The 26,409-nt window shown below is 52.4% G+C and carries 25 protein-coding genes; 7 read left to right on the top strand and 18 right to left on the bottom strand.

What is annotated here, in order from left to right:
• Positions 1-22 precede the first annotated feature (22 nt).
• The gene (locus IPI29_13130; GenBank protein ID MBK7413489.1) at positions 23-1,276 is read left to right on the top strand and encodes a hypothetical protein; all 1,254 of its coding nucleotides are present in this window, start codon (positions 23-25) and stop codon (positions 1,274-1,276) included.
• Here IPI29_13130 and IPI29_13135 read toward each other — a convergent pair.
• Positions 1,266-2,378: a DNA alkylation repair protein gene (locus tag IPI29_13135; GenBank protein ID MBK7413490.1), complete on the bottom strand. Its 1,113-nt coding sequence runs from the start codon at positions 2,376-2,378 to the stop codon at positions 1,266-1,268. The genes IPI29_13130 and IPI29_13135 overlap by 11 nt on opposite strands.
• Positions 2,379-2,412: 34 nt before the next feature.
• Between IPI29_13135 and IPI29_13140 the strand changes: the two genes are divergently transcribed.
• Genes IPI29_13140 through IPI29_13155 form a run of 4 tightly spaced genes read left to right on the top strand, consistent with a single transcriptional unit; the run spans position 2,413 to position 4,848 of the window.
• Positions 2,413-3,144, top strand: a complete 732-nt coding sequence (locus tag IPI29_13140) for a DUF2589 domain-containing protein (GenBank protein MBK7413491.1) — start codon at positions 2,413-2,415, stop codon at positions 3,142-3,144.
• An 18-nt stretch (positions 3,145-3,162) separates the two neighbouring features.
• Positions 3,163-3,999, top strand: a complete 837-nt coding sequence (locus tag IPI29_13145; GenBank protein ID MBK7413492.1) for a hypothetical protein — start codon at positions 3,163-3,165, stop codon at positions 3,997-3,999.
• A gap of 1 nt (position 4,000) precedes the next feature.
• Entirely contained in the window at positions 4,001-4,540 is a 540-nt protein-coding gene (locus IPI29_13150) for a DUF2589 domain-containing protein (protein ID MBK7413493.1), read from the top strand.
• Complete coding sequence (locus tag IPI29_13155; GenBank protein ID MBK7413494.1) at positions 4,537-4,848, top strand: hypothetical protein; 312 nt, start codon at positions 4,537-4,539, stop codon at positions 4,846-4,848. Before IPI29_13150 ends, IPI29_13155 begins: the two co-directional genes overlap by 4 nt.
• 14 nt (positions 4,849-4,862) lie before the next feature.
• Here IPI29_13155 and IPI29_13160 read toward each other — a convergent pair whose 3' ends face one another.
• The 5 genes from IPI29_13160 to IPI29_13180 form a co-directional block, all read right to left on the bottom strand.
• A complete protein-coding gene (locus tag IPI29_13160; GenBank protein MBK7413495.1) occupies positions 4,863-5,606 on the bottom strand; it encodes an SDR family oxidoreductase in 744 nt (247 codons plus the stop codon).
• 101 nt (positions 5,607-5,707) lie between these two features.
• Complete coding sequence (locus IPI29_13165; protein ID MBK7413496.1) at positions 5,708-7,576, bottom strand: tetratricopeptide repeat protein; 1,869 nt, start codon at positions 7,574-7,576, stop codon at positions 5,708-5,710.
• Positions 7,573-9,342: a tetratricopeptide repeat protein gene (locus tag IPI29_13170; GenBank protein ID MBK7413497.1), complete on the bottom strand. Its 1,770-nt coding sequence runs from the start codon at positions 9,340-9,342 to the stop codon at positions 7,573-7,575. Before IPI29_13170 ends, IPI29_13165 begins: the two co-directional genes overlap by 4 nt.
• Before the next feature lie 270 nt (positions 9,343-9,612).
• Positions 9,613-10,095: a methylated-DNA--[protein]-cysteine S-methyltransferase gene (locus IPI29_13175; protein ID MBK7413498.1), complete on the bottom strand. Its 483-nt coding sequence runs from the start codon at positions 10,093-10,095 to the stop codon at positions 9,613-9,615.
• 7 nt (positions 10,096-10,102) lie between these two features.
• A complete protein-coding gene (locus IPI29_13180) occupies positions 10,103-10,522 on the bottom strand; it encodes an NUDIX domain-containing protein (protein MBK7413499.1) in 420 nt (139 codons plus the stop codon).
• A 257-nt stretch (positions 10,523-10,779) separates the two neighbouring features.
• On the opposite strand from IPI29_13180, the gene IPI29_13185 reads away from it, so the two are divergent.
• On the top strand, positions 10,780-11,370 hold the full coding sequence (locus IPI29_13185) for a hypothetical protein (GenBank protein MBK7413500.1): 591 nt from the start codon (positions 10,780-10,782) through the stop codon (positions 11,368-11,370).
• A 2-nt stretch (positions 11,371-11,372) separates the two neighbouring features.
• Positions 11,373-13,109, top strand: a complete 1,737-nt coding sequence (locus IPI29_13190; protein MBK7413501.1) for a WG repeat-containing protein — start codon at positions 11,373-11,375, stop codon at positions 13,107-13,109.
• A 136-nt stretch (positions 13,110-13,245) separates the two neighbouring features.
• Here IPI29_13190 and IPI29_13195 read toward each other — a convergent pair whose 3' ends face one another.
• The 12 genes from IPI29_13195 to IPI29_13250 all read right to left on the bottom strand — a co-directional run bounded on the left by IPI29_13195 (position 13,246) and on the right by IPI29_13250 (position 26,018).
• Complete coding sequence (locus tag IPI29_13195) at positions 13,246-15,486, bottom strand: aconitate hydratase (GenBank protein ID MBK7413502.1); 2,241 nt, start codon at positions 15,484-15,486, stop codon at positions 13,246-13,248.
• 48 nt (positions 15,487-15,534) lie between these two features.
• Positions 15,535-15,927 carry a type II toxin-antitoxin system VapC family toxin gene (locus tag IPI29_13200; protein MBK7413503.1) on the bottom strand — a complete coding sequence of 131 codons (393 nt, stop codon included), beginning with the start codon at positions 15,925-15,927 and terminating at the stop codon, positions 15,535-15,537.
• Positions 15,924-16,142, bottom strand: a complete 219-nt coding sequence (locus IPI29_13205) for an AbrB/MazE/SpoVT family DNA-binding domain-containing protein (protein ID MBK7413504.1) — start codon at positions 16,140-16,142, stop codon at positions 15,924-15,926. Before IPI29_13205 ends, IPI29_13200 begins: the two co-directional genes overlap by 4 nt.
• Before the next feature lie 216 nt (positions 16,143-16,358).
• On the bottom strand, positions 16,359-16,811 hold the full coding sequence (gene tnpA, locus IPI29_13210; GenBank protein MBK7413505.1) for an IS200/IS605 family transposase: 453 nt from the start codon (positions 16,809-16,811) through the stop codon (positions 16,359-16,361).
• 442 nt (positions 16,812-17,253) lie between these two features.
• Positions 17,254-18,483 carry a hybrid sensor histidine kinase/response regulator gene (locus IPI29_13215; protein ID MBK7413506.1) on the bottom strand — a complete coding sequence of 410 codons (1,230 nt, stop codon included), beginning with the start codon at positions 18,481-18,483 and terminating at the stop codon, positions 17,254-17,256.
• An 8-nt stretch (positions 18,484-18,491) separates the two neighbouring features.
• On the bottom strand, positions 18,492-20,654 hold the full coding sequence (locus IPI29_13220; protein MBK7413507.1) for a tetratricopeptide repeat protein: 2,163 nt from the start codon (positions 20,652-20,654) through the stop codon (positions 18,492-18,494).
• Between the two features lie 3 nt (positions 20,655-20,657).
• Positions 20,658-22,448 carry an ABC-F family ATP-binding cassette domain-containing protein gene (locus IPI29_13225; GenBank protein ID MBK7413508.1) on the bottom strand — a complete coding sequence of 597 codons (1,791 nt, stop codon included), beginning with the start codon at positions 22,446-22,448 and terminating at the stop codon, positions 20,658-20,660.
• 15 nt (positions 22,449-22,463) lie between these two features.
• Complete coding sequence (locus tag IPI29_13230) at positions 22,464-23,384, bottom strand: fatty acid desaturase (protein MBK7413509.1); 921 nt, start codon at positions 23,382-23,384, stop codon at positions 22,464-22,466.
• A gap of 35 nt (positions 23,385-23,419) precedes the next feature.
• Complete coding sequence (locus IPI29_13235) at positions 23,420-24,145, bottom strand: hypothetical protein (GenBank protein MBK7413510.1); 726 nt, start codon at positions 24,143-24,145, stop codon at positions 23,420-23,422.
• A gap of 69 nt (positions 24,146-24,214) precedes the next feature.
• Entirely contained in the window at positions 24,215-24,919 is a 705-nt protein-coding gene (locus tag IPI29_13240) for an FKBP-type peptidyl-prolyl cis-trans isomerase (GenBank protein MBK7413511.1), read from the bottom strand.
• A gap of 32 nt (positions 24,920-24,951) precedes the next feature.
• Positions 24,952-25,647 carry an FKBP-type peptidyl-prolyl cis-trans isomerase gene (locus tag IPI29_13245; GenBank protein ID MBK7413512.1) on the bottom strand — a complete coding sequence of 232 codons (696 nt, stop codon included), beginning with the start codon at positions 25,645-25,647 and terminating at the stop codon, positions 24,952-24,954.
• A gap of 38 nt (positions 25,648-25,685) precedes the next feature.
• The gene (locus IPI29_13250) at positions 25,686-26,018 is read right to left on the bottom strand and encodes an MGMT family protein (protein ID MBK7413513.1); all 333 of its coding nucleotides are present in this window, start codon (positions 26,016-26,018) and stop codon (positions 25,686-25,688) included.
• Positions 26,019-26,409 lie beyond the last annotated feature (391 nt).

Raw genomic sequence — 26,409 nt, forward strand, 5'->3', positions numbered from 1 at the left:
AGATGGTGATATGGATCTATGGATGTTGACGCGTTTTGACACTGGACTGAGTATCGTGGACTTTGAAGACAAGAATGAATCGGCTCAGTTTCAGATACGGAAGATCGACCCAGTTAGGCAAACCGTCGAGTCTTCGACAAAGGCCTTAACAGCTGGTCTACATAGACGACTTGTCTGGAGCAACTTCTCAGAGTTGACAAGTTCAAGTGTAACGATCGTCAACGACTACAAAAAGGGGCTGATCGGTGAACTTGTAACTGACAGCACGGACTATTCAGTACTGATGTTAGGAGACGGTTCGGTTCACGGTCCGTTTACGATGGCGACCAAGATTCCAAAAGTAGTCCCTATGGTCTATCATGGAGAACAGGGAACATTCTCACTTATGTACAATCTTCGAGATAGCCTCTGTGAAAAACCATCGGAAGAGAAGATCCGATATGTAGAAGGAGGTTTATTGACGAATGGAACTTGGAGTGAATATCAATTCGAGTTAGAACGACGCTTAGACAAAAAGAACTTCAGGTCAAATCTCGTTGCTACCACTTCCAACAAGCAGCCTGTGATCTGGTCGATCGACATATGCGACAGCGGTATCGTGGGTGTTTCGCGATTTGATCGATCGGGTTCGTCCTTCGTACGAGGATGGAAGTATGAGATGCGTGAGAGTGAAACTTCTGTACGAGAAGGACTTGACTGGGCAGTCATTGAGCCGGCGAATGTCAGGGTGTATGACGATGGAATCCTCATTGTGCTTGAGTCACGAACAAGGACTTTCGCTAGCCCATCTATGAATTATATGCCCATGCCTATTTACTACCAACCGGGAATGAACGCGGGGTACAGATTTAGCGACAGTCGAATTCAGTCCACATCGCTTGACTCGTGGACGTATCGCATTAACTCCCGTGGATTCGTTTTCGTCTTTGTTGAATTCTCTGGCAAGGTCCGTTGGAAGACAGTCATAGATCGAAACGGGACCAGTGAGCTTGAGTGGCAGAGTGGCGGCGGACATGATTCAGACGGCATGTTGTCAATTGGGCCAACGATTGGAACGCAGCTTCCAATGGCTTGGCGTGATGTTGATAACAAGCGTATTGTAACAGCCTTCATTGATTTGGCAAGCGGCGACATCTCGGATCATAAAGGTGTTGTTTCAATTGACGACATGGCATCGTGGTACGCCAGAAAGTGGACCCCGGATGGAAAGCTGCGTTGCTTAACGTCGATCAAGGGTCGGGAGATCGTACCGCTGATTATCGATGCTACGAAGTAACGACGAACGCTCCGAGGTCGAACGCCCTCCCATTCACCACCACATCCACCCGATGCACACCTGGGTAGTGCGTTCGAGTGGTGTGTTGTTTTAGAGAGATGGTCTTTCGTAGTTCGATGTGCTCGCCTGGAGCAAGCTGTGCGGTGGTGAGCTTGAAGACCTTTGCGTTGGCAGTACCGTTCGACTTTACAAAATGAACGCTGAGATCGATGAGCAGAGCCTCGGTTTGTTTTGATGTGATCTTCACGGTGAATGACACACGAACGTTGCTGCCGATCTTGGCCGCCGGCGGATCAAAGGTTGTGTTCAAGATCTTTACAGATGCCGGACGGTCATATCCCAACACGGCAAACGCGCCTTGCTCGCCACGTTTGATGGATGAACGCAAAGCATGGTTCACAACCCATTCACGGTTGGGATGAGCCCCCTTCAACCACTTCTTTGCCGTTGAGAATAGAACGTTTGGGTTGTCCTTGCCGATGTCGTTGAGGTTGTTTGCAACAGACCTTCGAACGTAGAGTGATGGATCGTCCTTGAGCTTTTCGAGTAGGGCAAGTACTGGTCTGGGATCCTTCTGAAACGCGGGTAGACGGGATGCCCAGGGGAGTCGCGGACGTGTTCCTTCACTCACCAGTCTACGCACATGATGGCTTGTGTCCGATGCCCATTCGTGCAGAGTCTCTAACGTCCGTTCCTGATGATGTATCAAATACGGTCGGATGCTGAACTCCGCTGTGAACCGTTGCGTGAGCTCATAGTTCGCATGCATCGCCTTGTCGAAATGGGGCAGACCATGTTCCGCCACATAGATCGTGAACGGCATGTAAATGAACGACGAGAATTCTTGGTTCTCTTCTACTTCAGGGGGCTTTGGGAGGGCCCGCACAATGATGTCTAATGCTGTGGGGACATCTGACGGAAGATGTCGGTGCAATGCCGCTGCAATGTGTTTAGCGCGGGGGAGAAGTTCGAGATCGGACAACCCGGCGGTGGCAGTACGTCGGAATGACCGTACATCAAACGCCCCATAGGCCTGCTTCACGAGGTCTGAAATAGCGCTTACTGCTGACGGGTTGAAGATCTCTTTGAGGGGTTCGGGCATGATGTTTTGAAATGGGAACACAAAAAGAATTGACATGGTACGTATTTCTACGTACGTTGCGCTCGAGGAAGTAGCATCGCATCACGTTTTCCCACTAACTCCCTTGGAGGCATTCATGGGGTTCGCGAATAGCACTCTCCGCTCCCTGCCTTTTGGACAAGTCATCGGCTCGCCGATGATCGCTGCGATCCGTGCACAGGCGTTGGCCGCTCAGGCCACAGTAGACTTCATCAAGAACGTTGGATTTGTGCCTCCCACTCCGTCCGGTGGTGGCTCAACTCCACCTGATCCGGCCGAGTTCGGAGATACGCGCTACGTTGTGTTCAAATATACACGACTCAAAACAGGAGCTGGTTCGGGTGCGGGTGCAACAGCCCCCTCATCACCCGGCGCTGATACGGAGAAGATCGAGCTTCAAGTGCCGATCCTGACGATCGTTCCGATTCCCTACATCCGGATCGATGAAATGACGATCGACTTCACTGCCAACATCACCGAACAACACGAGAGCACTTCATCAAGCTCTTCTTCGGTGGCAACGGATACCTCGCTTGATATCGGGTACTCGTTCTTCCTCTCGCCAGTCAAGGTGGGCTTCAATGCAAAAGTGGCCACCAGACACAACAGCAATCAGACGCAGTCCTCTCGCAATCGCGTTGAGTACACCATGGACATCCATGTACGAGCAGTCCAAGACGAAATGCCGGCCGGACTTGGACGCGTCCTCGGCATCCTCGAAGAAGCGATCCTTCAACGTAATAGCTAGAAGGGAGGGTAAGGGGCTATGGCAGATCTCCGCGATGTTGTTGGCGCGATCCTCCGTGATGTGACCGAAGCTCGGGGTCAGGCAGACCTGGCCGTGCGCGATCTGGTCTCGTCGTACGCTAAGGATCCGATCCTCCGTGCGTTCACAATACCACGCACGGAGATTCGCGATCTAAAGATCGATCTAAAGGTGGCTGTCAGAAGTGTTGATGACTCGCCCGATGATCGTGCACGAAAGGAACAGCGCGTACGCGATGTTGTTCGATCTTCCATAGCCTCTCTGCCTTTCCCGATCGATCCACGAACGGAACAGGTGATCATCAAAACGGGGCTCCAGTCTGCCTCCGCTGAGTCGGTAGAAAAGGAACTGACATCGTCTGCAAAGTCTGAAGCAACGCGAGCTTCTGAAGAAACAAAGATGGATGTCTATCGAGACCTGATCGTTGTGGAAGAACGTAAGGATCAAGACGTTCGGTTGGTGGCGTTCACAACAGACATTCAGCTGACCCCAAAGAAGTTCACAACTATCCGTGATGCACGTTCGCATGCAGACACAGTGTCAAAGTTGCGGGCCGGGCAGACGCTAACACCACAGCAACAGAAACAGGCTGAAGCACGAATGAAGGAAGAGCGTGCACAGATACAAACTCGTCTCACTTCAGAATTCGTACAGCCAATCAAACAGATCTCAGAGGCACTTGCAGCGAAGCTTGCAGCCATTGCTGCCCAGCCGTCGGAAAAGCGGATGGTGATAGATGTTGTAGCCGAAGACCTCAAGGACATCCCGCAGCACATGATCTCCACCGTGACGATCTCACTCGATGTGAATAACATTCTGCCACAGGAGGAGGCGTAACATGAGCGCACTAACACCGAGAACGCTAGGCGACCTCCTCGGAGCACCCCTGCGCGCATTGATCGAGGCCGAAGCCATTGCTGCGCGTACAACCGCAGACTTCATAAAAGAGGTTGGTTTCTTGCCCCCTACCAACCCTGGAATCAAGGCAGGAACAGACGATATCGGAACACCCCGACTTGTCTCATTCAAGTATAGCCGCCGATCTGCCGATGGTACCACCGTTGAATCTACGATCAGTGTACCGCTGCTGACCATCGTGCCGATACCGTCACTACAGATCAGTGAAGCAACGATCGATATGTCGCTGGTGATCACTGATGCAGCGTCAACACCAAGCCGACCGCAGATGAAGGCGATCATTGCATCGCCACTCGTGAAGACATCCTTACAACGGCCAACCGCAGCAGGCGATTCCGGCCGACTCACGATGGATATCTCCGTTACTCTTCAACAAGCCGATCTCACACACGGTATGGTTAGCCTCATGAATCTGCTTCAAGAGGGGATCTCCGATACACAGAAGGAGAAGCAACCATGACGCAATTCCTGCAAAGGGTCATTGCTGCAGTCTCTTTATGGTGGAATAATCTTCTTGGCAGGAAACCAGAAGAGCCGGTGCCCGTTGTTGAGGTCAGTCGGAACCCGGGCCTTCGATGTCCGGAGTGCGCAACGCACATTCATGTGACGATCGCAGACCTTCTCTACGTTGGTTCCGTAGTGTGTCCCACATGTCACCTTGTTCTTGAGGTAGATCAAGAACGCTCTCACGGGGCTATTGATGCACTTGCAAAGCTCGAGGCAGCACATGAACAGGCACGTGCAGTAAGCAATGGTGTTAGGTCATAAAGTCCGTCAGGACATCAACGAGCCAGATACCCACCATCTACAGGATAGTACGCACCGGTGATGAATGAGGCTTTCTCGCTAGTGAGGAAGCAGATGAGTTCAGCAACTTCTTCCGGACGTCCGAGTCGACCCATCGGATGCAATGACGTTAGATACGTGTGCTGTGCGGGATCCTCAATGATCTCTGCAATGAGCGGTGTCTCGATGAATCCCGGACCAACAGCATTTACGCGAATGCCCTGTATTGCATGATCTAGCGCGGCGGCTTTTGTCAATCCAACAAGCCCGTGTTTTGCCGTCACATATGCTGGTGCAGCCGGAAATCCTACAGCGCCGAGGATCGACGATACGTTGACAATAGACCCGCCGCCGGATTCGATCATGGCCGGGATCTGTGCACGCATGCCATAAAACGCACCGTTGAGGTTCACATTGATCACCGCATGCCAACCATCAAGACTATAACTTCCTGTGGGATTAGCCTCGCCACCAATGCCGGCATTGTTCACTGCATAGTCTAGTCTTCCATACTCTCGCACGGCGATATCAACAACATTCTGTTGGTCTTTCGGAACCGATACATCGCAATGGACAAAGAGTGCTTTGCCCCCACTTGATACGATCGTCGCGGCAAAGTCCTGTCCCGCTTCGTCCTGCACATCTGCAATGACAACGGCCATTCCAAGTCGAGAATACTCTTCAACCACGGCCTTACCAATTCCGGATGCCCCGCCGGTTACTATAGCTACGTGTTGCATGATCTACCTCTGTAACGTGACGAAAGGGGGCTCCTCGCCATCCCACGTCATTGGAGCAACAGTAACCTATCTCTAAACGGGCCCGTATCCTATGACCAATGTCATATACCCTCCAACCAATACGTTTCCATTAGCCCCTTGCCCTTGATTTCGATTTCTCCACGTAGCAACAGTGCCATTTCGCCCGTTCGCCCCTTCGCCTCTGTGTTACGTAGCCTCTTCGCCATTTCGCTCGACACTTGGATCCTGCCGGGCTCCCCGGAGCTCTCCATACGTGAGGCAACATTGACCGTATCGCCCCATACATCGTATTGCAGGCGCTCCGTGCCGATGATGCCGGCAGTGACCGGACCGCAATGCAGACCGATACGCACGCGGATCTGTGGGAATCGTTCTTTCACTACGCGCAACATCTGGTACGCTGCCAGTGCCGAAGTAAGTGCAACGTTGTTGTTGAAGGCAACGCACATGTAGGAGTCGCCGATGGTCTTGATCTTCATTAGCCCATGTTCGGCAACCACTGCGTCACATGCAGTGAAAATGTTGCTGAGGAGTTGGACGAGATCATCTGGCGACATCGCAGAAGACATGGAAGTGAATCCAACCATATCCATGAACATCACCGCTGCCGTCTCGAATGAGTCGTTAACTGTCTCGCCCCGTAACACTCTATCAGCAATGGCAGGGGGCAGGGTGTTATACAGCAGAGAACGATGTTTTTCCTTCTCGGCGCGTTCTGCATCTATGGACTTCTGCGCTTCGAGCATGGCGATCTTTCGAGTTGCTTCCTGACCCATCACCTCATCTCGAATGCGCAGATATTCTGTGTTGTGGAGAACATATCCGTCAAAATCCATACGCTTCTTTGCCAGCTCGCGTGCGGCTGCGTGATGGTCACCGGCATCAGCTGTTCTTCCAACCTTTTCTAACAGGTCAATAGACTCCACCATCAATTCATAGGCTTTATCGAATTCGTTGGCATGCTCATGGAGGCGTGATAGCATGGCTCGATGGACTGCCTTCGTCTCGACCTCGCCCAAACTGACCTGTTCCATTCGAGTGAGCGCATCTCTTGCCTCATCAAGGAGACCGTCATCAATGTAGGAAGCAGCAAGGTTCCCCAACACGTGAAGTCCAAAGGCAACATCTCCAACATCATCATTCAATGTTAACGCCTTGATCATGTACTCACGTGCCAAGACCTGATCCCCGGTCTGTGAATAAATATTGGCGATGTTAGCGGTGGTTCGGGCAACACCGTGGAGATCTCCGATCTCCTGATGGATGGCAAGTGCGGCTTCGAAGTGTATTCGTGCTGTTGAGTAGTCTTGAGTGTCAAAGAAGATGATGCCAACATTTCCGATGCCGATGGCGGTTCCACGGCGATCGCCGGATAACTCGCATAGATCGCGCGACCGTTGGTAACACTCTAGGGCTCGCGGCAAGTCGCCAGTGCTCTTGTAGACAACTCCAATATTGCCTACGGCGGAGGCAATTCCACGTTGATCATCTGATCGTTCAAACAATTCCAGCGCGCGATGGAATAACTCTAGGGCAATGGGATACTCTCCTACAGCACGGTGAAGAGAGCCGAGATTCATCGTTGCGCGAGCAATTCGACGGGGATCTCCAAGGTGACTGAAGATGTCCAGTGCTTCTCGATAACATGCTCCAGACTTCTCGAGGTCGCCTGCTTGTGCATGTAGTACTCCCGTGAGCATTAGCGTATCTGCGCGACCTACCTCATCGTCGATCGACGTAAAGAGATCTAAAGCCTGTTGAGCATGGTGCCCCGACTCCTTGCTTTGACCACCGATCTTGGCAGAGTGTGCAAGAGCGAGTTCCGCAATTGCCTTCCCTCTGTTGTCATCATGGCGGAGAGCTTCTGCCGACAACGCTGCCAACTTCTGGCCGTCGCTGACTGCAACTGCGGCATCAACTTCTTCCGCAAGTACATCCAATGGCCTCACGATCCCTCCAACCAATACGTCTGCATAGCCCCTTTCCCTTTGATCTCTACGTCTCCGCGCAGCAAGAGAGAAATCTCACTCCTTCGCGTTGTTGACTCTTCGTCTTGCAAGGCTCGGGCAAAGTCTGAGCTTACATGGATCCTTCCCGCTTCACCCGTGCTTTCCATCCGTGAGGCAACATTCACTGTGTCGCCCCAAACATCGTATTGAAGTCGCTGAGACCCGATCACACCGGCTGTGACAGGTCCTTGGTGAATGCCAATTCGTAGTAGAAGGGGCTCACCAGTTGGCCAATGAATCGCAAGAGATTGGACCGCGACTGCAACATTGGAGATAGCTTCTGCATTCGTCCATTTCTGTTCATCTGCCTTGAAGCACATATACGAATCACCAATGGTCTTCACCTTCGTAACCTCGAATCGGTCACAGATCTCATCAAATGTGTGAAACAACGTATCGAGGAAGGATACTACTTCCATAGGTGGCATATCTGAGGTGAACGAAGTGAACCCAACAACATCAGCGAATAGCACGGCAGCATTCGAGTAGTGATCGCCGGTAACGCTCTCTCCTCGTATCATTCGATCGGCAAGAGCCTTCGGCAAGGCAGAATAGAGGATGGCGCGCTCCTTCTCACGTTCTCTTCGTTCATCAGATAGATGGCGATCAGCGTCGAGTACTGCGATACGTTGCAGTGTAGATGCACTTGCGATCCTTTGCTTGAGAGAATCATGAGCTTCATTGTGAAACACATAGGCGTCGAGATCGCCCCGTAGCCGAGAGAGCTCGCGAATCTTACGGTGAAGGAGTAGTTCATAGTTCTGCACACCATGGTGCTCTGCAAGAGCAAGTGCATCACGGGCAAGGGTAGTGGCCTGTTCAATTTCCCCATGGTGTTGTTTGATGGCCGCGAGAGAATCCCAGCAGGACATCCGTATCCACGGATCAGAAGAATTGCAGTTGAGAGCCGTTGGAAGAAGTGCTTCGGCTTCAACAACGCGCTCGGCTTTCAGCAGCGTATTAACTGCAGTGCAGGCACTACGTCCAACCCCATCGGGTTCTTCCAATTCAGTGTAGATCTCAAGTGCTTGTAGGGCATGCGCAAGTGAGCTATCAATATCACCTAGTCCGTCGTATGCGCCCGCTAGATGTAGACGAACGCCTGCAATACCGGCGCGGTTATCGAGAGCGATATGAAGATCAAGGGCACGTGAATAATCCTGAATAGCAGACTCATAACTCTCCACCAGAGATTTGATGTTCCCGATGTTTCCGAGGGCAATGGCAATTCCGAACTGATCTCCAATACGTTCTTGACGTTCTAGAACTGTGTAATAGCACTCTAGGGCTTTCACATGTTCTGATCGGACAATATGTATGGCGGCAAGATTCGAGAGCACGCTCGTTTCAGCAACATCGTCCTTGAGATCGAAGAAGATGCGTTGGGCTTCACTCAGATGAATGAAGGCTTCATCATTGTTTCCTAACTGCAGCTCCACTGCTCCAAGAGCGTTGTGGGCACGAGCTTCTCGATGCCTGTTGTTGATCGTGTGTGCTCTGTGGATGGCATCCTTTAAGTGATCTCGAGATGCATCCGGCTCGCTGCGTAGATAGCAAAGGACGCCAAGAGACATTGAAGCGGCCGTAAGTGCGTCATCCGTACCCATCATGGCGAGTTCATCAGCGAGACGCCCGATCAAATCGTGGTCGTGTCGATTGAATGCTTGAGCTAACTCAGCCTCTACTTCTTGTAGGGAAGCACCCATGGAATCATTGTTTCTGATTAGTAGACTAGTCTCTCCGACTCATTGGCGCAATCTACGAACCATGATTCCTCATGGACCGAACTATCATAGAGCGGTTCCAGACCATGTTCGGTATCAACCTCATGGCAGCGTGCGACGTGGTCAACTCCGGGCCAATTCAACTTCGTGCCGAACTCCGTTTCCAACACGACTCAGTTTTGGAACTGCCGTTCTCTTTGGCTCAGCAGGTACAGCTAGCCAGTAATCGTGTTGATTGGAAAGGGAAGGGGCTCAGAGGAACATCGGGTCCTCGTGTTGCAATAGCCACCGTTTGTGGTGGAGACCCCCTGCATACCCTGTAAGCTTCCCATCTCGACCAATCACGCGGTGGCAGGGGATGAAAATGAGGATCGGATTCTGACCGATTGCCGTCCCCACTGCACGTGTCTTTTCCCTTCCTCCTACCTTAACGGCAATGTCCGTATACGTTCGTGTCTCTCCTGCATGAATGTTCACAAGCTCCGTCCAAACCTTTTTCTGGAACTCCGTTCCCTTCGGTTCCAACGGAAGATCGAATGCCCACCGCGTACCATCAATGTACTCCAACAGTTGTTGCTCTGCCCGTAGCAGCAGCGGATGATGAGAAGCCCCCTCATCCGGTGAAACAACATTCCAATCGAGAGATACAATGTGTTGCTCGGTGCAGGCAATACGCAACACTCCTATTGGCGTATGTATCGTCCGTACAAAATGCGTGAGTGAGTTGACTATCATAGGAAGATCATTTTCTATGTTGAAGTGCCTCTCTAACAAAGGTAATTGCACCTCGGAACACCTCATGCCAGTCTTCGGCTAACTCCGCGTCGATAGGGTGCCAGAAGAAGCTGAAGAGATGCCCTCCGTCATCAGATGTATAATGATCCCAAACATCTGGTAGTTCTGAGTCGACGGAACATAGGTGAAACGACCATATCTGATCCTGATACCCCGTCTCCCATGTACCGAGATCCCCAATAATGTTTGCGTTCAACAGGCCGGCTTCTTCTCGAAGCTCACGTATCGCGGCTTGATGTGCTGATTCACCCTGTTCAATGGTGCCCTTGACGAGCTGATTCCCAGCGATTGGATGGCGGAATGCCAAGATCTCAACGATGCTGTTGTTACACCGCAAGACCACCGGGCACGATTTGTTAGGGGACATTTCGAAAGATAGGGAGTTGAGATACTCGTCCACCGAATACCTGTCTATATTCGACTCAGTGCTAGTCAACGTGAGAAGGAAGGGGCGATCTAATCATGTCCATGAATGTTCTTTGGTTGTTGCTTTCTTCACTCTTCGCAGTCGTGTGTGGATGTCAACAAAACCACGACGAGCCCCATTCGATTCAAAAGGGGCTCAATGCAGGTCGCGTCAGTACACAAGTTGACACCTCTAGAACTCACTTGGAAGAAGTCGAGATGTTCCTCGATAGCACGTCATTTGGTCGAAAAGGCCAATGCAAGATTGAGGTGGTGAGAGCATGTATGGAGTATCGGTCTATTACACGAGTACGACTCTATGTCAAAGATGGAGCAAGGTGGCAACAACGCGATTCCTGTTCGTTTGAGAGTGATGACTGTCCGTCGCTTGCTGCGAGTATCACTGACTTTAATGGCGACAAACTGAATGATCTCGTCTTTCAATCAAGACTAGCTGGTCGAGGAGCGAATGAGTTACAGCAATTGGTTGTTTACAACGACACCGCCCAGCGGCTCACAGTGATCGTCAACTCCGATGAATATCCCAACCTGAGATACTTTAGTGAGCTAGACTATCTTGAAGCATATCGATTCTACTCGGGCTATTCTACCGAATATCTTAGAGTCGACGCTGACAGTCTAAAGCTGTACGCCAGAATGGAAACCGACGATGGCGTTGAGACCGTGAGCACATTCGACAAACAAGGGCGATGGAAGGTGATCAGAAAAAAAACAGTGAGTTCCGACAAGATGTATGAGCATGATCCACCCAAAGAGCTCTTCTGGTGGAGAACACCTAAAAGGAGGTGAATGTGAGTAGACGATCTCTATGGTTGATCGGAGTAGCACTCTTTCTTGCGCTGATCGGACTCGCGCTTGTGCTACCTATGCATATGGATCGTCTTCATGATGAAGTGGCCGCGATTGCTCCGGAACAATACGATTCGTCCCTAGAAGCTGGCAATGGGCCAACGAGGATTCCGGTTTGTGAACGGGGCATGTGGGGATATGTGAACGAGCAAGGCGAGATTGTGGTCCCTTTGCGCTTTCGATCTGTAGGTGACTTTACCCACAACCGAGCGCCCGCGCGTGATACTGGCCTGTTTGGCTATATCAACCAGAGCGGAGCCTGGGTCATTGAGCCAACGTGGGACCTGGCTATGCCGTTCTCGGAAGGGTTGGCTGTGGTCTATTTCGACGACCGCGCATCGGTGATTGACACTAACGGCCGTGTGGTCTTCTCGTGTGACCAGGCATATATCGGGCCGTTCGAAGGGGGCTTAGCGCACGTGGAAACTGACTCAGGGTCGGGGCTCGTGACATCGACGGGACGATTCCTCGCAATACCGGGTCACGACTATGCGATAATGGACACCTCTAGAATTCTCGTTTGTGACTCTCCTTCTGCGCCAATAGATCAAAGATCTCCATGCAATTGGAGATTGATTGATCGAGACGGTCGCACGATTCGATCGTATGAGAACGTTACGCATGTTAAGGCAGTCATGGGTATTCCCCTAGCAGTCCTCTTTCAACGAACCACGAGTGGATACGTCTATGCTCTTATCGTGGATCACTCGGGTGTAGCCCGCGACGTACTGTCGTACGAAGAGGCCATGATGTTCAAAGGCGTTATCGTGCGTTCTGGACTCCAAGAAATCGTCGGAAGTGGGCGCAGGTCAACACTGGATCGTCTGAGCAAGTTGTTCTGGTATTGGCCCAAGGCTAGCAGCGTTGCCCGTTTATTGCGCGAAACTCGTGGCATCTTGATAGGAGGAGGCGTTGTTCTTGGCACAGACTCGAGAATCGTTGTCAAAGACCCTTGGTTCTCGAGTGCAACACGGTTGCGGTTTCTAGCCAAGTCAAACTCTTCCGTACGTCAGATCGATACGATGTGGGTAGACAGTGTTGTCTCTTTTCATAAGGATCAAATTGTTGTAACCATACATGACACGATGTGTGTTGTTGCGGCCGATGGTAGCATTGTGTGGAGAGGCCGCAATCGTGCAAGTTCTGAGCATGAAAGAGACATTGCCTATCAGGGCGACATGTATGGATCATTTGTATCCAGAGAAGGCGAAGATCTGCTACCTAAGAATGTAGATCAGTCAACTAGCGCAAGACTCACCTTCGCAACACAAGTGGATGGATTGGACGATGTTCATCTCATCACAGAACACAGAGACGGGAATAGCAAACTGCTTGTCAGTATCGTTAATCGAATGTCTGACACTGCATGGCTTGGGCGCTCATATGAAGGCGTGCAGATGTTTCTCGAGGCTCGTCGTTCGCCCCGTTATACATGGGTCCGAGTTGAGGAGCTCAGTCTTGGATGCGGTTTAGGTCAGTCTCCGTTACCTATCCCGCCAAATCAGTTCATCCGGTTGAACAGAGAAGCGTATCATGGTGCACGGACCTACGAGACGCGCTTGGCGTTTCTCGTGCTGCAGGAAAGTGATAGATGGAGGGGGAAGACGAAGATGTGCTACAGTCCCATCTTCCTCTCAAAACTGAACCCTGCTCAGTTCTATCGACCTTCGTACCGGTAGAAGGAGAAACAAACGCAATAAACGAAACGGCCCACCATCCTTTCGGATAGCAGGCCGTTAAAACTTTTCGCCCCCTCGACTTCGCTCGGGGTGACGAACGCCTCTTCGCCCTTTCGCCCTTTCGCCCCTTCGCCTCTTACCGCCCTGCGATCAAGTTCAACGCACTGCCTGCCTTGAACCAGCCGATCTGTTGAGCATTCATGGTGTGCTTGAGTTCGATCGTCTCGCTCGTTCCATCAGCATGTGTGATGCCAAGTGATACTGGCGCGCCCGGTGCGATGGTGGTGATGTCGATGGAGAGACGATCATCTTCGCGGATCTTGTCGTAGTCCGATGGGTTTACGAACGTGAGCGGCAACATGCCTTGCTTCTTGAGGTTTGTCTCGTGGATACGAGCAAAACTCTTTACGATGATGGCCTTGCCTCCAAGGAAACGGGGCTCCATGGCAGCGTGCTCGCGAGATGATCCTTCGCCATAGTTCTCGTCACCAACAACAACCCAGAAGATGCCGCGGGCTTTGTAGTCGCGCGCAGTTGCGGGTACCTCTGCGTATTCGCCGGTGAAGGTGTTCTTGACGGCGTTGGCAGTGTCGTTGATGTAGTTGATGGCACCGATGAACATGTTGTTGGAGATATTGTCGAGGTGACCGCGGAAACGCAACCACGGTCCGGCCATAGAGATGTGGTCGGTTGTACACTTGCCCTTTGCCTTGAGAAGCAATGGCATGTTCTGATACTCCTCAGGCTTCGGTGCTGCAAATGGTGCAAGTGCTTGCAAGCGGTTGCTCTCCGGTGCGATAACCACGCTCAGCCCCCTACCATCTTCTGCGGGTACGATGAAGCCGTCGGGATCAGGAACGAAGCCGTGTTCCGGGAGCTCGTGACCGGTTGGTGGCTGCAACATCACGCCATCGATCGGCTCCTTCATGAAGTTGGTTGTGAGGTTGCCGGCAAGGACGAATGCGGCAACGGTCTCCGGTGATGCAACAAAGGCGTGGGTTTCCTTGATGCCATCGTTGCGACCGGTGAAGTTGCGGTTGAAGGAGGTGATGATGGAGTTTTTGTCGCCCGCTTGGACGTCATGACGTTTCCATTGTCCAATACATGGACCACAGGCGTTTGCTAGAACCACTCCGCCGATAGCTTCCATCTTTGCCAAGATGCCATCACGTTCGATAGTAGCGCGCACTTGCTCAGAGCCCGGCGTGATAGTAAACTCACTCTTGGCCTTGAGTCCGTTAGCAGCTGCAAAAGCGGCGATGTCGGCCACACGACTCATATCCTCGTATGAGGAGTTTGTGCATGAACCGATAAGACCAACGCGGAGTTCTTCCGGCCAATTGTTTGTCTTGACGGCCTTGACAAATTCCGAGAGTTCCATTGCGCGGTCCGGTGTGAATGGTCCGTTGATATGGGGCTCCAAGGCATCAAGATCGATATGGATCACCTGATCGTAGTAGGCTTCCGGATTGGATGCTACTTCGGCGTCTGCGCGAAGATGTTCTGCAACACCGTTGGCAAGATCCGCTACGTCATGGCGTCCGGTCGATCGGAGATATCTCTCCATCGATGCATCATACGGGAAGACCGATGTTGTTGCGCCGATCTCTGCGCCCATGTTGCAGATCGTGCCCTTACCTGTTGCGGAGAATGATGCTGTTCCGTCGCCGAAGTATTCAACGATGGCACCGGTGCCGCCCTTGACCGTGAGAATGCCCGCAAGCTTCAAGATCACATCCTTCGGACTTGTCCAGCCATTCATCTTGCCGGTGAGCTTCACACCGATGAGCTTTGGCATCTGCAATTCCCACGGCATGCCCGCCATCACATCAACGGCATCTGCACCGCCAACACCGATAGCGAGCATACCCATGCCCCCTGCGTTCGGAGTGTGTGAATCTGTGCCGATCATCATGCCACCAGGGAAGGCATAGTTCTCGATCACCACTTGGTGAATGATGCCCGCACCCGGTTTCCAAAAACCAATGCCGTATTTGGTGGAGACGCTCGCGAGGAAGTCAAAGACCTCTTTGTTCTCGGTGAGCGACTTCTCGAGATCCGATGTGGCGCCGTGTTCAGCGCGAATGAGGTGGTCGCAATGTACCGTTGAAGGAACAGCAACCTTGGGGATCCCGGCCGACATGAACTGCAACAATGCCATCTGTGCCGTGGCGTCCTGCATCGCAACACGGTCCGGGTTGAAGTCCACATACGCACCGCCGCGTGTATACGCCGTTGTTGGCATATCCATCATGTGTGAGTAAAGGATCTTCTCGGCGAGAGTTAGGGGGCGACCCACCACGTTGCGCGCTGCGGCTACCTTGCCCGGCAGATTGCTGTAGACGGTGGAGATCATTGAGAGGTCTTGCGTTGCCATGATGTTAGATTGTTAGAGTGTTAGATTGTTAGATTGTTAGAGTGCTAGTTAACGGCGGTGTTTGAAGTACTTTACGCCGGGGAGTTTGATGAAGTCTGCGTCCTGTGTGTAGAGTGTTGCGCCATAGGACTGAGCCGTTGCATAGATGATGGCGTCGGCCGTTGACAAACTATGGGCTCTGCTGATCGCTGCTGCCTGACGCGCTCTATCCGAAGAGAGTTCGTCGATAACGTAGGCCTGCATACCCATCGTGACCGCCATTGCTTCACGCATTGAGACAATGCGTTCGATCGAGCGGTACACCTCAAAAATGCACACACTGGGGACGATGATCTCTACGTTTTTGCCCTTGAATACACGTGCATATTCGTCCGCATTCGGTCCGTTCTGAACGTATTCGATCCACGCCGAGGAGTCGAGAACAACTGGTTCAGTCTTCATGGCTCAAACTTCTCTTTGTCCCTAATCAGCCGAATATCATGATCCTTGAGGTATCCACGCATCTCATCTATGGTGAGAACCGGTACCAATACAAGCATTCCTTCATGAATGAGCCACCGCACGCGCTGGCCAGGGACGAGTCCGATCTGTGCCCGCACCTCCTGTGGGATCACCACTTGGTACTTGGGAGAGATCGTTAACGCTTGCGATTGCATATCGAACCTTAGTCGTTGTACGGGGTGGGTATCGATACAAAAATCGTACAACGGGGCGAAAAATGCAAACTTTCTGAGGTGCCACGACTTCGTGAATCCATTTCCATATTCCCACGACTTCCTGAATCCATTCCCATATTCCCATGACTTCGCGAATCCATTTCCATATTCCCACGACTTCGTCGTGGGCTACTGAATATCGCCCCTACGGGGCTTTCAATCCCATTTATTCGGTTCGTTCACAGCTATCTCATGCCTTACTGTGAGCTTCCGGTGTTCTGATTCGAAACTCTCCCTTGCGTGATGTGAGGCTTGGTTCTCGATGTATCGCACAAGCCCTTTCTTATCAAATGCAGACACAGAGAAGACGGAGTATCCCACCTGCCACGAGAAACAAGCGTATCTCCCGCCCTTCGATCGTATCCACTTTGATGAGCCGGCCTTGATGTCTTGCACGAGTTTGGCCGGTGTACACGTACGAGGCAACGAAACAAGTAGATGAATGTGGTCGCTCACAGATCCGGCAGCAAGAAGGACGCTCCCAATGTTGGACGCAATGCCCCCGATATATGCGTGGAGTTCACTCCGGATATCGTCTCCTAGGATCTTCTCTCGGAATTTTGTTGCGAATACAATATGCAACAGCACATTATCGAAGGAATGTGGCATAAAGGGGCTCCTTCCACCATTAGCGACAGAGTACAGTGATTTGTCTCTATCGTGCCCCTTTCACCCATAAACGTGACATTCCATGCCGGATTTCAGAAAATGAACGAAGTAGCCCACGACGAAGTCGTGGGAAATAGAAATGGGATAACGAAACGAAGTATGTAGCCCACAACGAAGTCGTGGGAAATAGAAATGGGATAGCGAAATGAAGAATGTAGCCCACGACGAAGTCGTGGAAAACGAATTCGTGGGAAATAGAAATGGGATAACGAAACGAAGTATGTAGCCCACGACGAATTCGTGGGAAATAGAAATGGGATAGCGAAATGAAGAATGTAGCCCACGACGAAGTCGTGGGAAAACGAATTCGTGGGAAATAGAAATGGGATAACGAAATGAAGTATGTAGCCCACGACGAAGTCGTGGGACATTGTGGTTGGCCTCAGCGATGCATCGCAGGCAGCTCCACAACGAACACGGCCCCATTTCCGATAGGGGGCTCTAAGGTGATCGTCCCTTGCAGGGCTGTGACGTAGTTCTTCACGATACTCAGGCCGAGGCCGGTTGTGAGCTCGCCGTCTGTTGATTTTGCGCTGTGGGTGGCGAACTTGGTAAAGAGGTTCGCACGGTCAGCGTCTGTGAATCCGGGGCCTTGGTCGGCAACGCGGATCGTAGCAGCGCCATCCTTGGCTTCAACAGAGATCGACACCGTGGCACCTTTGGGTGAGAATTTGAGTGCGTTCGAGAGCAAGTGATCCACGATGGTCTGAATGCCGGCTGGGTCGGAATGGGCCATTCCGAATCCACCTACGCGCTCGAAATTGATCGTGATGCCTTTTTCCTTGGCTCGATGAGAATGCCCCATCACAACGGTTTGGACGATCATTGCTGGGTCGAGGTGGGTAGGGAAGACGGCCACGCCCGACTTCTCAATGGTATTGAGAAGGAGCAGATTCTCGAGGACGGCTTGAATACGAGTTCCGGCACTTCGCACGGTGATGAAGGATGCAATGGCATCATCGATGCTGAGCTTCTTGTCGCGCTCAATGGCATGAGAAGCGGCATAGAGGATCTCCTTCAACGGACGTTGAAGGTCCTCGCCGGCAAGTGCGAGAAGTTCTGCCTTCTCGGCATTGAGTCTCGTGATCTGATGGTTCTGTTCGATCACCGACCTATTCGAGGATTCCAGATCGTCGCTCTTGCGTTTGAGTTCGCTGGTGCGTTCCGCCACTGTCTGTTCAAGCTCTTCGTTGTATCGAGCAAGGTGCTCAAGAAGCCTTTTATTCTCCGACCTCAGGCGGTACGTCTCAACGGCGGAATCGATCACCATCTTCAGCTCATGTTCGTCCCACGGCTTTGTGATATAGCGGTAGACCTCGCCCTTGTTGATGGCATTGATGATGGCTTCGAGATCTGCGAAACCGGTGAGGACCATTCGAATAGACTCGGGTCTCGAAACACGCGCGCGTTCGAGAAACTCAACACCGGTTACCTCAGGCATGCGCTGGTCGGTGATGATCACTTCGATCGGTTGGGTGCGGAGGATCTCTTCGCCTTCTTTCGCACTCAGAGCAGTGTGGACGTTGAAGCTTCTGCGGAACGTTGCGCGAAATGCGGTGAGGTTGAACTCTTCGTCGTCAACGTAGAGGATATGGGCAAGGTCTGTGTTCATGGCTGACTCTAGATCGTGTCGCTCGCTGGTTGGGCGATCGGCAAAGTGATGGAGAATACGGCTCCGTTGTCATTGTGGACTTCGATTCGTCCGTGATGACGCTCAATGATACCATAGCTAATCGACAACCCAAGCCCCGTTCCTTTTCCAACATCCTTTGTTGTATAGAACGGCTCAAAAAGCCGGGGCACCGATTCTTCCGGGATCCCATTCCCGTTATCGGCGATCGTGATCGAGATCTGGTTCGCACCTGCTCTGCGGACACCGATACGAATTGTTGGGTTTATGGTCTTCTCCAACGCATCGATCGCATTAGAGAGGATGTTCATGATGACCTGATTGATCTGTCCGGCCCTGCACTCAATGTGTGGGACCTCGTCGAACTCCTTCACGATCTCAACCACCCCACGGATCCTGGTGTTGAGCAACGTGAGCGTGCTTTCAATGCCACTGACAATGTCGGTCTTCTTGATGGAACCTTCGTCGAGCCTCGAAAAGGTTCGCAGGCTTTTAACGATCTCTGCCGTCCGTCGGGCACCGGTTTCAATACCATCCAAGAGCTCAAAGATCTCTGCACGAAGCTCATCAGCGAGGGGGCCAGTGCCACCGATCGCTTCATACTCAAGTAGATCTCTGCGCAACGGTGCGACTGAGCTGGCAATGAACGTCACGGGATTGTTGATCTCGTGGGCAATGCCGGCCGTGAGCTGACCCAGCGATGCCATCTTCTCACTCTCGACCAAGAGTGTCTGCGCGGCCTTGAGCTCCACGTTTCTGAGCTGTTCGATCTCCGCGATCTTGTAGGCCTCTTCGATCCGCCTGCGGTCTTCGAGTTGTGAGATCCTGCGTTGGACTGACTCATCACGAACGCGATCTCTGTAGTCGAACAACTCCTTCGTGAATCGCAATGCTCGCTCAAAATCCTTATGATGCTCGTAGTACTGTGCGAGTTGTTCTAGGATAAGGGGGCTTGCCGAACCGCCACGAAGGTGATCGAGTTGGTAGCCGCGCAGGAGATGTTCTTCTGCCTTCTTTGGGTCATAGAGCGGACTGTTGTCTTCATCGAATAACGATCCCAAGAAGGCATTGGCCTGCGATTCGCCAATGGCACTGCCGTTTGCCTTTGAGCGTTCGAGCGCTTCGGTGAGCATGTCCAATGCTTCCTTCGATCTGCCGCGGATGCGTAGTACGTTGGCTGCATTGGCATAGGGCAGGGTTGCCGAAGTGCCTCTGCTTTGTGTGATCCTAAACTTTGCATCGGCATCTTGATACGTCCGCAATGCTTTGTCAAGGTCACCCATACGTTCGAACAATACGCCCATGACGTTCTCAGCTCTCGCGGCTTCTGTAAGGTCTCCGGCAGCTTCAAAGAGCTCCTTGGAACGTGTAGCGTATTCGATAGCCTTGGTATGGTCGTGGCCCTGATCATGAAGGATGGCAAGATTGAGATTGGTCTCTGCCACATACCAGTCATTGATCTCGAGCTTCCGGTAGAGCTCAAGAGCAACAAGCAATTCGGTAAGTCCATCCTTAGGACGTTGGTCCGCAACATATGCGGATCCCATCGCGCTCAGTGTTCGTGCAAGCTGGGAGAGCAGCCCTGCATGCTCAGCCGCGGAACGCGCTTCTTCGAACACTGTGAACGCTTGCGTGAATTGCTCCGCCGAACGAAGAATCATCCCTGCAAGGCGGTACACGAATGATCGCACATACGGGTCTGCTACATCTTTGAGCACGACAAACGCATCGTTGATGATCTTCAGTGCAAGATCTCGCTCGTTGGACCTATCATGCTCACGGGCACGCACAACCATGGCAACCGGGACGAGGTCAGTAAGTCCACTCTCGGCGAGTTCAACGATGAGTTCGTCGAACAAGGTTTGAGTAGTGTGGTCGTTGCTGAAATGAATGGCGCAATCGCGCCAGAGTCTTGCCTGCAAGTGAAGAACACGGAGGCCGTGTTCCTGCGCAAGATCGATCGCACGGCGGATGGGCTCCAACGCCTTGGATGCCTGGCCCATATGGATGCGTGCAAACGCTAGGTCGATCAGTGCACTGCACTCAGACGGCGCGTCGCCCCGCGTACGAGCATCTTCTGCGATATGAACGAATTCCGGCTCGGTGATCCGAAACGGCTCGCTGAAGAGTCGGGTGTAGACGCTCACGTGCATACGTCAAGATAGCCGTTCTGCAAGCTCCATCCACCTGGTGGTTGCCTTTTCGATGGAAGCCATGAGCGCATCGTGTTTGGCGGCCCACTCTTGATGGTCTGTATAGGAACCGCTACCTGATCCCAACAACGCAACGATCTCTTCGTTCTGCTTCTCCAGATCGGCGATCTTCGCCTCAAGAGTAGCGTACTCGCGCTGCTCTTTATAGGTCAACTTCTTTGGGGCTTCCGTTGTTGGTGAACCCGGATCCTTGGCCCCTGCTCCAGACTCCTTGTTCGCCGAGCCCTTCTTCGGCTTTGCTTCGATCTTCTCAAGGTAGGACGAATAATTCCCGGGGTACTCCTTGATCCTACCGCCCTCTTCAAAGGCCCAAATGGTGTCTACGGTCTTATCGAGGAATGCTCGATCGTGCGATACGATCAACAGGACACCCTTAAAGAAGGCCAGGTAGTCTTCCAGTGCCGAAAGCGTTACGAGATCGAAATCGTTCGTGGGCTCATCGAGGAAGAGAACGTTCGGGTTCGACATCAGGATACGGAGCAGGCCAAGGCGACGTCTTTCGCCCCCTGACAGAGTATGAACGTATGCATGCTGCTGTTTGGAGGAAAAGCCAAACCGATCGCATAGTTCCTTTGCGGTGATGTAGCGCTCGCGACCGATCCCAACGTCGATGTATTCAGCGATGTCTCGCACATTCCACACCACAGTTTCGTTCTCCTGCAGATCCTTGATCTCTTGCTGGAAGAATCCGATCGAAACAGTGTCACCAATGGTAACGTGGCCTTGAGTAGGGGGCTTCTTGCCCGCCAAGAGATTGAGAAGTGTTGTTTTCCCGGCGCCATTGGCACCGATGATACCGATGCGGTCCTTGGGAGCCGCACGGTAGGTGAAGTCAGTGATGATCGGTGCAACGGAGATGTCGATGGCATCGATGATCTTCCCACCGAGGAATCTGCCGCCAACTTCAATGTCGATGTCGCGGAATTCTGTAGAAGCAGTGGTCTGCTCCTTCTTCATCTTCTCGATCCAGTCGATGCGGCTTTGCTGTTTTGACCGTCGCGCCTTGGCACCCTTCTGCAGCCAAGCAAGCTCCGTGCGCAGTTTGTTGCGTTGATGGTCGGCTGTGGCATCTGCTACGGCGATCATCGACTCCTTGCGCTCCAGATACCGCTCATACGATCCATCGTAGGAGAAGAGTCTGTTCTGATCGATCTCGATGATGCGCGTGCAGACGGCATCGAGGAAGTACCGATCGTGCGTAACGAGCAACAGACCGCGTGTTGTTGATTGCAGATCGTCCTGCAACCACTGAACACTTGAGGTGTCGAGGTGATTGGTAGGCTCATCCAAGATGAGGAGATCCGGTTCAGCCATGAGTGCTCGAGCGATGGCTACGCGTTTGCGCTGACCGCCCGAGAGGATGTGAACGTTCTTCGACGGATCGTGAATACCAAGTTTGCCAAGGGTCTGCCGAGCTCGGGTTTCTAGTTCCCAGTCTTCGAGGTGACCATGTGATTCGTCGTATGCAGAGACAACGGCGTGGAGTGCCGTGTCGTCCACGTCAAACGCAGGAAGCTGCTCGAGATATTCTACGCGCACTTCTTTATTGAATGCGACCTCACCCGAATCGGGAACGTCTATTCCTGCGATGATGCGAAGGAGTGAAGTCTTGCCGGCACCATTGCGGCCGATCACTCCAATACGCTCGCCGTCCTGCATACCAAACGAGATGTTCTCGAAGAGAACCTTTTCGTAGTACGACTTACTGAGATCCGTAGCACTGAACAACGTCATGAACGAAGGCCTCCGTTAGGCCACCTCTTCCTCGACAGGATCTTCTGTCATGGCGAGGACCTGGACGTTCACTGCGGACTTCTTTCCGTCTTCGCGGCGCTTCTCGAGTAGGCTGTCCGGAATACGGACCACCTTCTTCACAAGGCCGATCGCTTCGAAGAGGCGAATGCTAAGCCCCGTAACGTCTATCTGCCACCACTTCATACCGTGGAAGGCAGAAGCAGGGAAGGCGTGGTGATTATTATGCCAGCCTTCGCCAAGAGCGAGAATGCCAACGATGAAATTATTCCGACTCTTGTCTGTTGTGGTGAACATCCTTCCGCCAACGTAGTGGCAGACAGAGTTCACGCTCCATGTAACGTGCGAAGAGATGAAGATGCGAACCAAGCCGCCCCAGATGAAGCCCATCCAAGCGCCATGACCGCCCCCTACAAAATATCCGATGATGGCCGGGATCACAAGGCTGCCGAGTCCCCAGAAAAGGAAGGTGCGGGAGAACCAATCGATCATCGGATCCTTGGTGTAACGGGCACCCCATTTGGCCTTGATCTCGTTCATGTTGGGGGTGTTCATCGCAAGCAACCATTCGAAGTGGGCGTAAAGAAAGCCACTGATCGTAGGTGAGTGCGGATCGCCTTCTTGGTCGCTAAAGGCATGGTGTTTGGTGTGAACCGAAGCCCAATTCACCACCGGGCCTTGGAATGCCATGGAGCCAAGTGCCAGGACAATTGCTTTTAGTACAGGGTGCGGCTCGTATGCTTTGTGGACAACGAGACGATGATAGCCCATGGTGATGCCGTATTCGGTGAGGATAACGCCGATGACACACATCAGGACATTGAATGTTGAGATGTCGCCCTGAAACGCAGCCCAAATGGCATAGATCGTGCCAAGGAGCGGGAGAGCGAGAAGTGCGATGACGGGGATGAGATACACGAGAAGAACTTTGCGATTGAAGGGAATCAGCAAAGTTACGGAGAATTATACCACGCATGTTCTTGACGGTAGCTCGATCCAGTAACGTGGAGGATCTTGAACATCCCCTTTGTGCGGTCGTCATACCGCATGCGGTTGGCATCCCCGTCCCCAACGAACGCCTCATGCATAAGTTGGTCGTAAGGCTTGTTGCTCGTGACGAACATCCTGCCACCCTTGTCGTGGATGTGCATTACGACTTTTTTGAAGAGTCGGGAGGCAATGCCGTAGCCGGAGTTCATATCGTCGATGATCCAAACCTGACCCGGTTCGAGGTCAAGTCGGGTATCAAAAGAATAGGCATCTGCCGACATAAAGATCGGGTTGAGTCCCCGAGACATAAACACCTTGCTGATGGCAACGGACATATGGCTCTTGCCGATACCGGCATCGCCCCACATGTAGATCCCGGCGCCGGCACTGTTATCGTTGAGTTCAACGAGCAAATGGGCGTACTTCATCAACTCATGCTGGCTCTCGTTGTTTGGAATGTAATGGGCCAGATGTGCGCAGATGTTCTCCAGGGGAACACTAGGGTTGCGATCGAAGAACTCCAGGTCAAGAATTATCTGCTCCAACGTCTCATCAGAAACCGTGGCGATCTCTACGTACGCTTCTTCCGGCCTTTGGCCAGGAACGATCACCAGCCCCGGGTAATGGGTGCGTAGCCTCGCAAGAAGCGCTGGAGTGAACTGAGCATGATGGAGCAGGAAGGGCTTCATGCCCCCAAAATGCAAAGGGTTGTGCAACGATGCACAACCCTTTGGAAAAAGTCCGGATGGTCTCGAGGATCACTTTGTGATATCGAGCAGCTCTACTTCGAAGATGAGTGTTTCGTTCGGGCCGATCGTCTGCCCGGCACCATTAGCACCGTAGGCAAGATTCGATGGGATATAGAACATGTACTTTGAGCCAACGGTCATGAGCTGAACACCTTCCGTCCAGCCGGCAATAACGCCGCTGAGAGGGAACTCGATCGGCTCACCACGTTGGACGGAGCTGTCAAAGACCGTACCATCAATGAGCGTGCCTGTGTAGTGCACCTTCACGGTGTTGTCCTTGGTTGGCTTCTTGCCCTTGCCTTCGGTCACAACCTTGTATTGAAGTCCGCTCGGTGTGACCATCACGCCAGCCTTCTTCTTGTTCTCTACAAGAAATGCCTCGCCCTTTGCCTTGTTCGCATCGCCCTTCTTGGCGGACTCCGCCTGCATCTTCGCCATGGCTTGTGCCTGGAGTGCCGTCATGCAAGCCTGAAGTTCTGAATCGGTGAGAAGGGGCTTGCCAGCCAGCATATCTTTCAGACCTGCTGTGAGTTGATTCACATCGAGATCGAGACCTTGGTCCTTGAGCGACTTGCCGATCTGCATACCTACGGCGTAGCTCGCCGAGTCCTTTTGTGTTGTTGGTTTCACGCTGTTCACTGCTTGTTGGGCGGTTGCCTCTGTGGCGCCGATACCGACGACAAGTGCAATCGCAAGAATGATGATTGTGCGCATATCGCTTTGCTGAAAAGTGATGTGAGAGGATGTTACTTGGAGATCGCCAGGAGTTCCACGTCGAATACGAGTACCGCGCCGGGAGGAATGGTCTGACCCATACCTTGATCGCCATAGGCTAGATTGCTTGGGATCACTACGCGGTACTTCGATCCAACGTTCATGAGCATGAGCGCCTCAGTCCAACCAGGAATAACGCCGGTTATTGGGAATTCCACCGGCTCGCCGCGTTGAACAGAGCTGTCAAAGACCTTACCGTCGATGAACGTACCTGTATAGTGTACCTTGACGGTATTATCCTTTGTTGGCTTCGGCCCTTTTCCTTCGCTAACCACTTGATATTGAAGGCCACTGGCTGTTGTGACAACGCCCGGTTTGGTCTTATTTGCGGCGAGGTATGCATCACCAAGCTTGCGCGAAGAATCGGCCTTCTTGGTCTGCTCTTCCTGCATCTTCTTCATGGCCTTGTCTTGAAGCTTCATCATCACGGTCTGCAGAACTGAATCGGTCAGCAGTGGCTTTTCGGCCATTGCGTCGCGGATACCCGCGGCCAGCATGTTGAGTTCTACATCGAGTGACTGCTGCTTGAACGACTTGCCGATCTGAAGACCGATGGCGTAGCTAGATGAGTCAGCTTCTGTAGCTGGTGTTACTTCGTTTACCTCTGGTGCTTTATCACAAGCAACGAGGATGCAGCATGCAGCTGCAGCGGTCAGAAAGACCTTCATATGATTCCTTTGATTTGACATGAACGGCAAAGATACGGTCAGCCGAGGTTTGGCGGTACCCACAAATGCCTCTTCATGTCAACAGCCTCCCCGGAAAACGTCACCCCCTCGGCCTCCAACCGCTCGCGCATCACAAACGGCGTCTCGAAATGCATCTTCCCGGATAGTTCGCCCAGGCGGTTCACCACGCGGTGACAGGGGATATCCGTACGGTCGGAGAGCGCCACAGCATTGAGGGCCCACCCAACAAGCCGGGCACCGGATCGGCTGCCGATCGCCTGAGCAATAGAACCATACGTCGTTACGTGTCCTACAGGGACCTGGCGGACGATGTCGTAGATGCGTTCGTAGATATCGGAGTCTTGTGCCATTTTGGTGTGAATCTACAAAAGGGGTTACCATGAAACGCATCGTACTAGTGTTGCTACTTGTCGGGGCTCAGTACGTGTCTGCTCAAGACCCGGTTAGACTGGATACAAGAACGGCGGACAGAATCTGGTTCGAGAACGTGAGTTTTGAGAAAGATCCTAACAGCACTTCGCAGTTGTACGGTATTTATGAAATGGAAAGCGTCACCAATCTCTGTGCAACCGGTATGGACCTATTGCAGGTGGTAGGGATTGGTGGGAACGCTTATTGTACGTTGAAAGATTCACATGTCCGGCAACTCGACAGAGACTCGGCAGCCAACCTGATATCTGTGAGTACAATGTTTGACTTCCAAGGAGGCCGACCAACAAAGTCGTTGAGTCGTATCTGGTG

Source organism: Ignavibacteria bacterium (assembly GCA_016707005.1).
Classification (GTDB): domain Bacteria; phylum Bacteroidota; class Ignavibacteria; order Kapaibacteriales; family Kapaibacteriaceae; genus UBA10438.

Excerpts from the sequence above, each read along its gene's own strand:
- IPI29_13160 (MBK7413495.1), bottom strand. The coding sequence starts at position 5,606 with ATGCAACACGTAGCTATAGTAACCGGCGGGGCATCCGGAATTGGTAAG.
- IPI29_13140 (MBK7413491.1), top strand. The coding sequence starts at position 2,413 with ATGGTACGTATTTCTACGTACGTTGCGCTCGAGGAAGTAGCATCGCAT.
- tnpA (MBK7413505.1), bottom strand. The coding sequence starts at position 16,811 with ATGCCACATTCCTTCGATAATGTGCTGTTGCATATTGTATTCGCAACA.
- IPI29_13220 (MBK7413507.1), bottom strand. The coding sequence starts at position 20,654 with ATGCACGTGAGCGTCTACACCCGACTCTTCAGCGAGCCGTTTCGGATC.
- IPI29_13225 (MBK7413508.1), bottom strand. The coding sequence starts at position 22,448 with ATGACGTTGTTCAGTGCTACGGATCTCAGTAAGTCGTACTACGAAAAG.
- IPI29_13200 (MBK7413503.1), bottom strand. The coding sequence starts at position 15,927 with ATGAAGACTGAACCAGTTGTTCTCGACTCCTCGGCGTGGATCGAATAC.
- IPI29_13155 (MBK7413494.1), top strand. The coding sequence starts at position 4,537 with ATGACGCAATTCCTGCAAAGGGTCATTGCTGCAGTCTCTTTATGGTGG.
- IPI29_13170 (MBK7413497.1), bottom strand. The coding sequence starts at position 9,342 with ATGGGTGCTTCCCTACAAGAAGTAGAGGCTGAGTTAGCTCAAGCATTC.
- IPI29_13240 (MBK7413511.1), bottom strand. The coding sequence starts at position 24,919 with ATGCGCACAATCATCATTCTTGCGATTGCACTTGTCGTCGGTATCGGC.
- IPI29_13215 (MBK7413506.1), bottom strand. The coding sequence starts at position 18,483 with ATGAACACAGACCTTGCCCATATCCTCTACGTTGACGACGAAGAGTTC.
- IPI29_13180 (MBK7413499.1), bottom strand. The coding sequence starts at position 10,522 with ATGTCCCCTAACAAATCGTGCCCGGTGGTCTTGCGGTGTAACAACAGC.
- IPI29_13185 (MBK7413500.1), top strand. The coding sequence starts at position 10,780 with ATGTTCCTCGATAGCACGTCATTTGGTCGAAAAGGCCAATGCAAGATT.
- IPI29_13135 (MBK7413490.1), bottom strand. The coding sequence starts at position 2,378 with ATGCCCGAACCCCTCAAAGAGATCTTCAACCCGTCAGCAGTAAGCGCT.
- IPI29_13175 (MBK7413498.1), bottom strand. The coding sequence starts at position 10,095 with ATGATAGTCAACTCACTCACGCATTTTGTACGGACGATACATACGCCA.
- IPI29_13195 (MBK7413502.1), bottom strand. The coding sequence starts at position 15,486 with ATGGCAACGCAAGACCTCTCAATGATCTCCACCGTCTACAGCAATCTG.
- IPI29_13250 (MBK7413513.1), bottom strand. The coding sequence starts at position 26,018 with ATGGCACAAGACTCCGATATCTACGAACGCATCTACGACATCGTCCGC.
- IPI29_13130 (MBK7413489.1), top strand. The coding sequence starts at position 23 with ATGTTGACGCGTTTTGACACTGGACTGAGTATCGTGGACTTTGAAGAC.
- IPI29_13150 (MBK7413493.1), top strand. The coding sequence starts at position 4,001 with ATGAGCGCACTAACACCGAGAACGCTAGGCGACCTCCTCGGAGCACCC.
- IPI29_13145 (MBK7413492.1), top strand. The coding sequence starts at position 3,163 with ATGGCAGATCTCCGCGATGTTGTTGGCGCGATCCTCCGTGATGTGACC.
- IPI29_13235 (MBK7413510.1), bottom strand. The coding sequence starts at position 24,145 with ATGAAGCCCTTCCTGCTCCATCATGCTCAGTTCACTCCAGCGCTTCTT.
- IPI29_13245 (MBK7413512.1), bottom strand. The coding sequence starts at position 25,647 with ATGAAGGTCTTTCTGACCGCTGCAGCTGCATGCTGCATCCTCGTTGCT.
- IPI29_13205 (MBK7413504.1), bottom strand. The coding sequence starts at position 16,142 with ATGCAATCGCAAGCGTTAACGATCTCTCCCAAGTACCAAGTGGTGATC.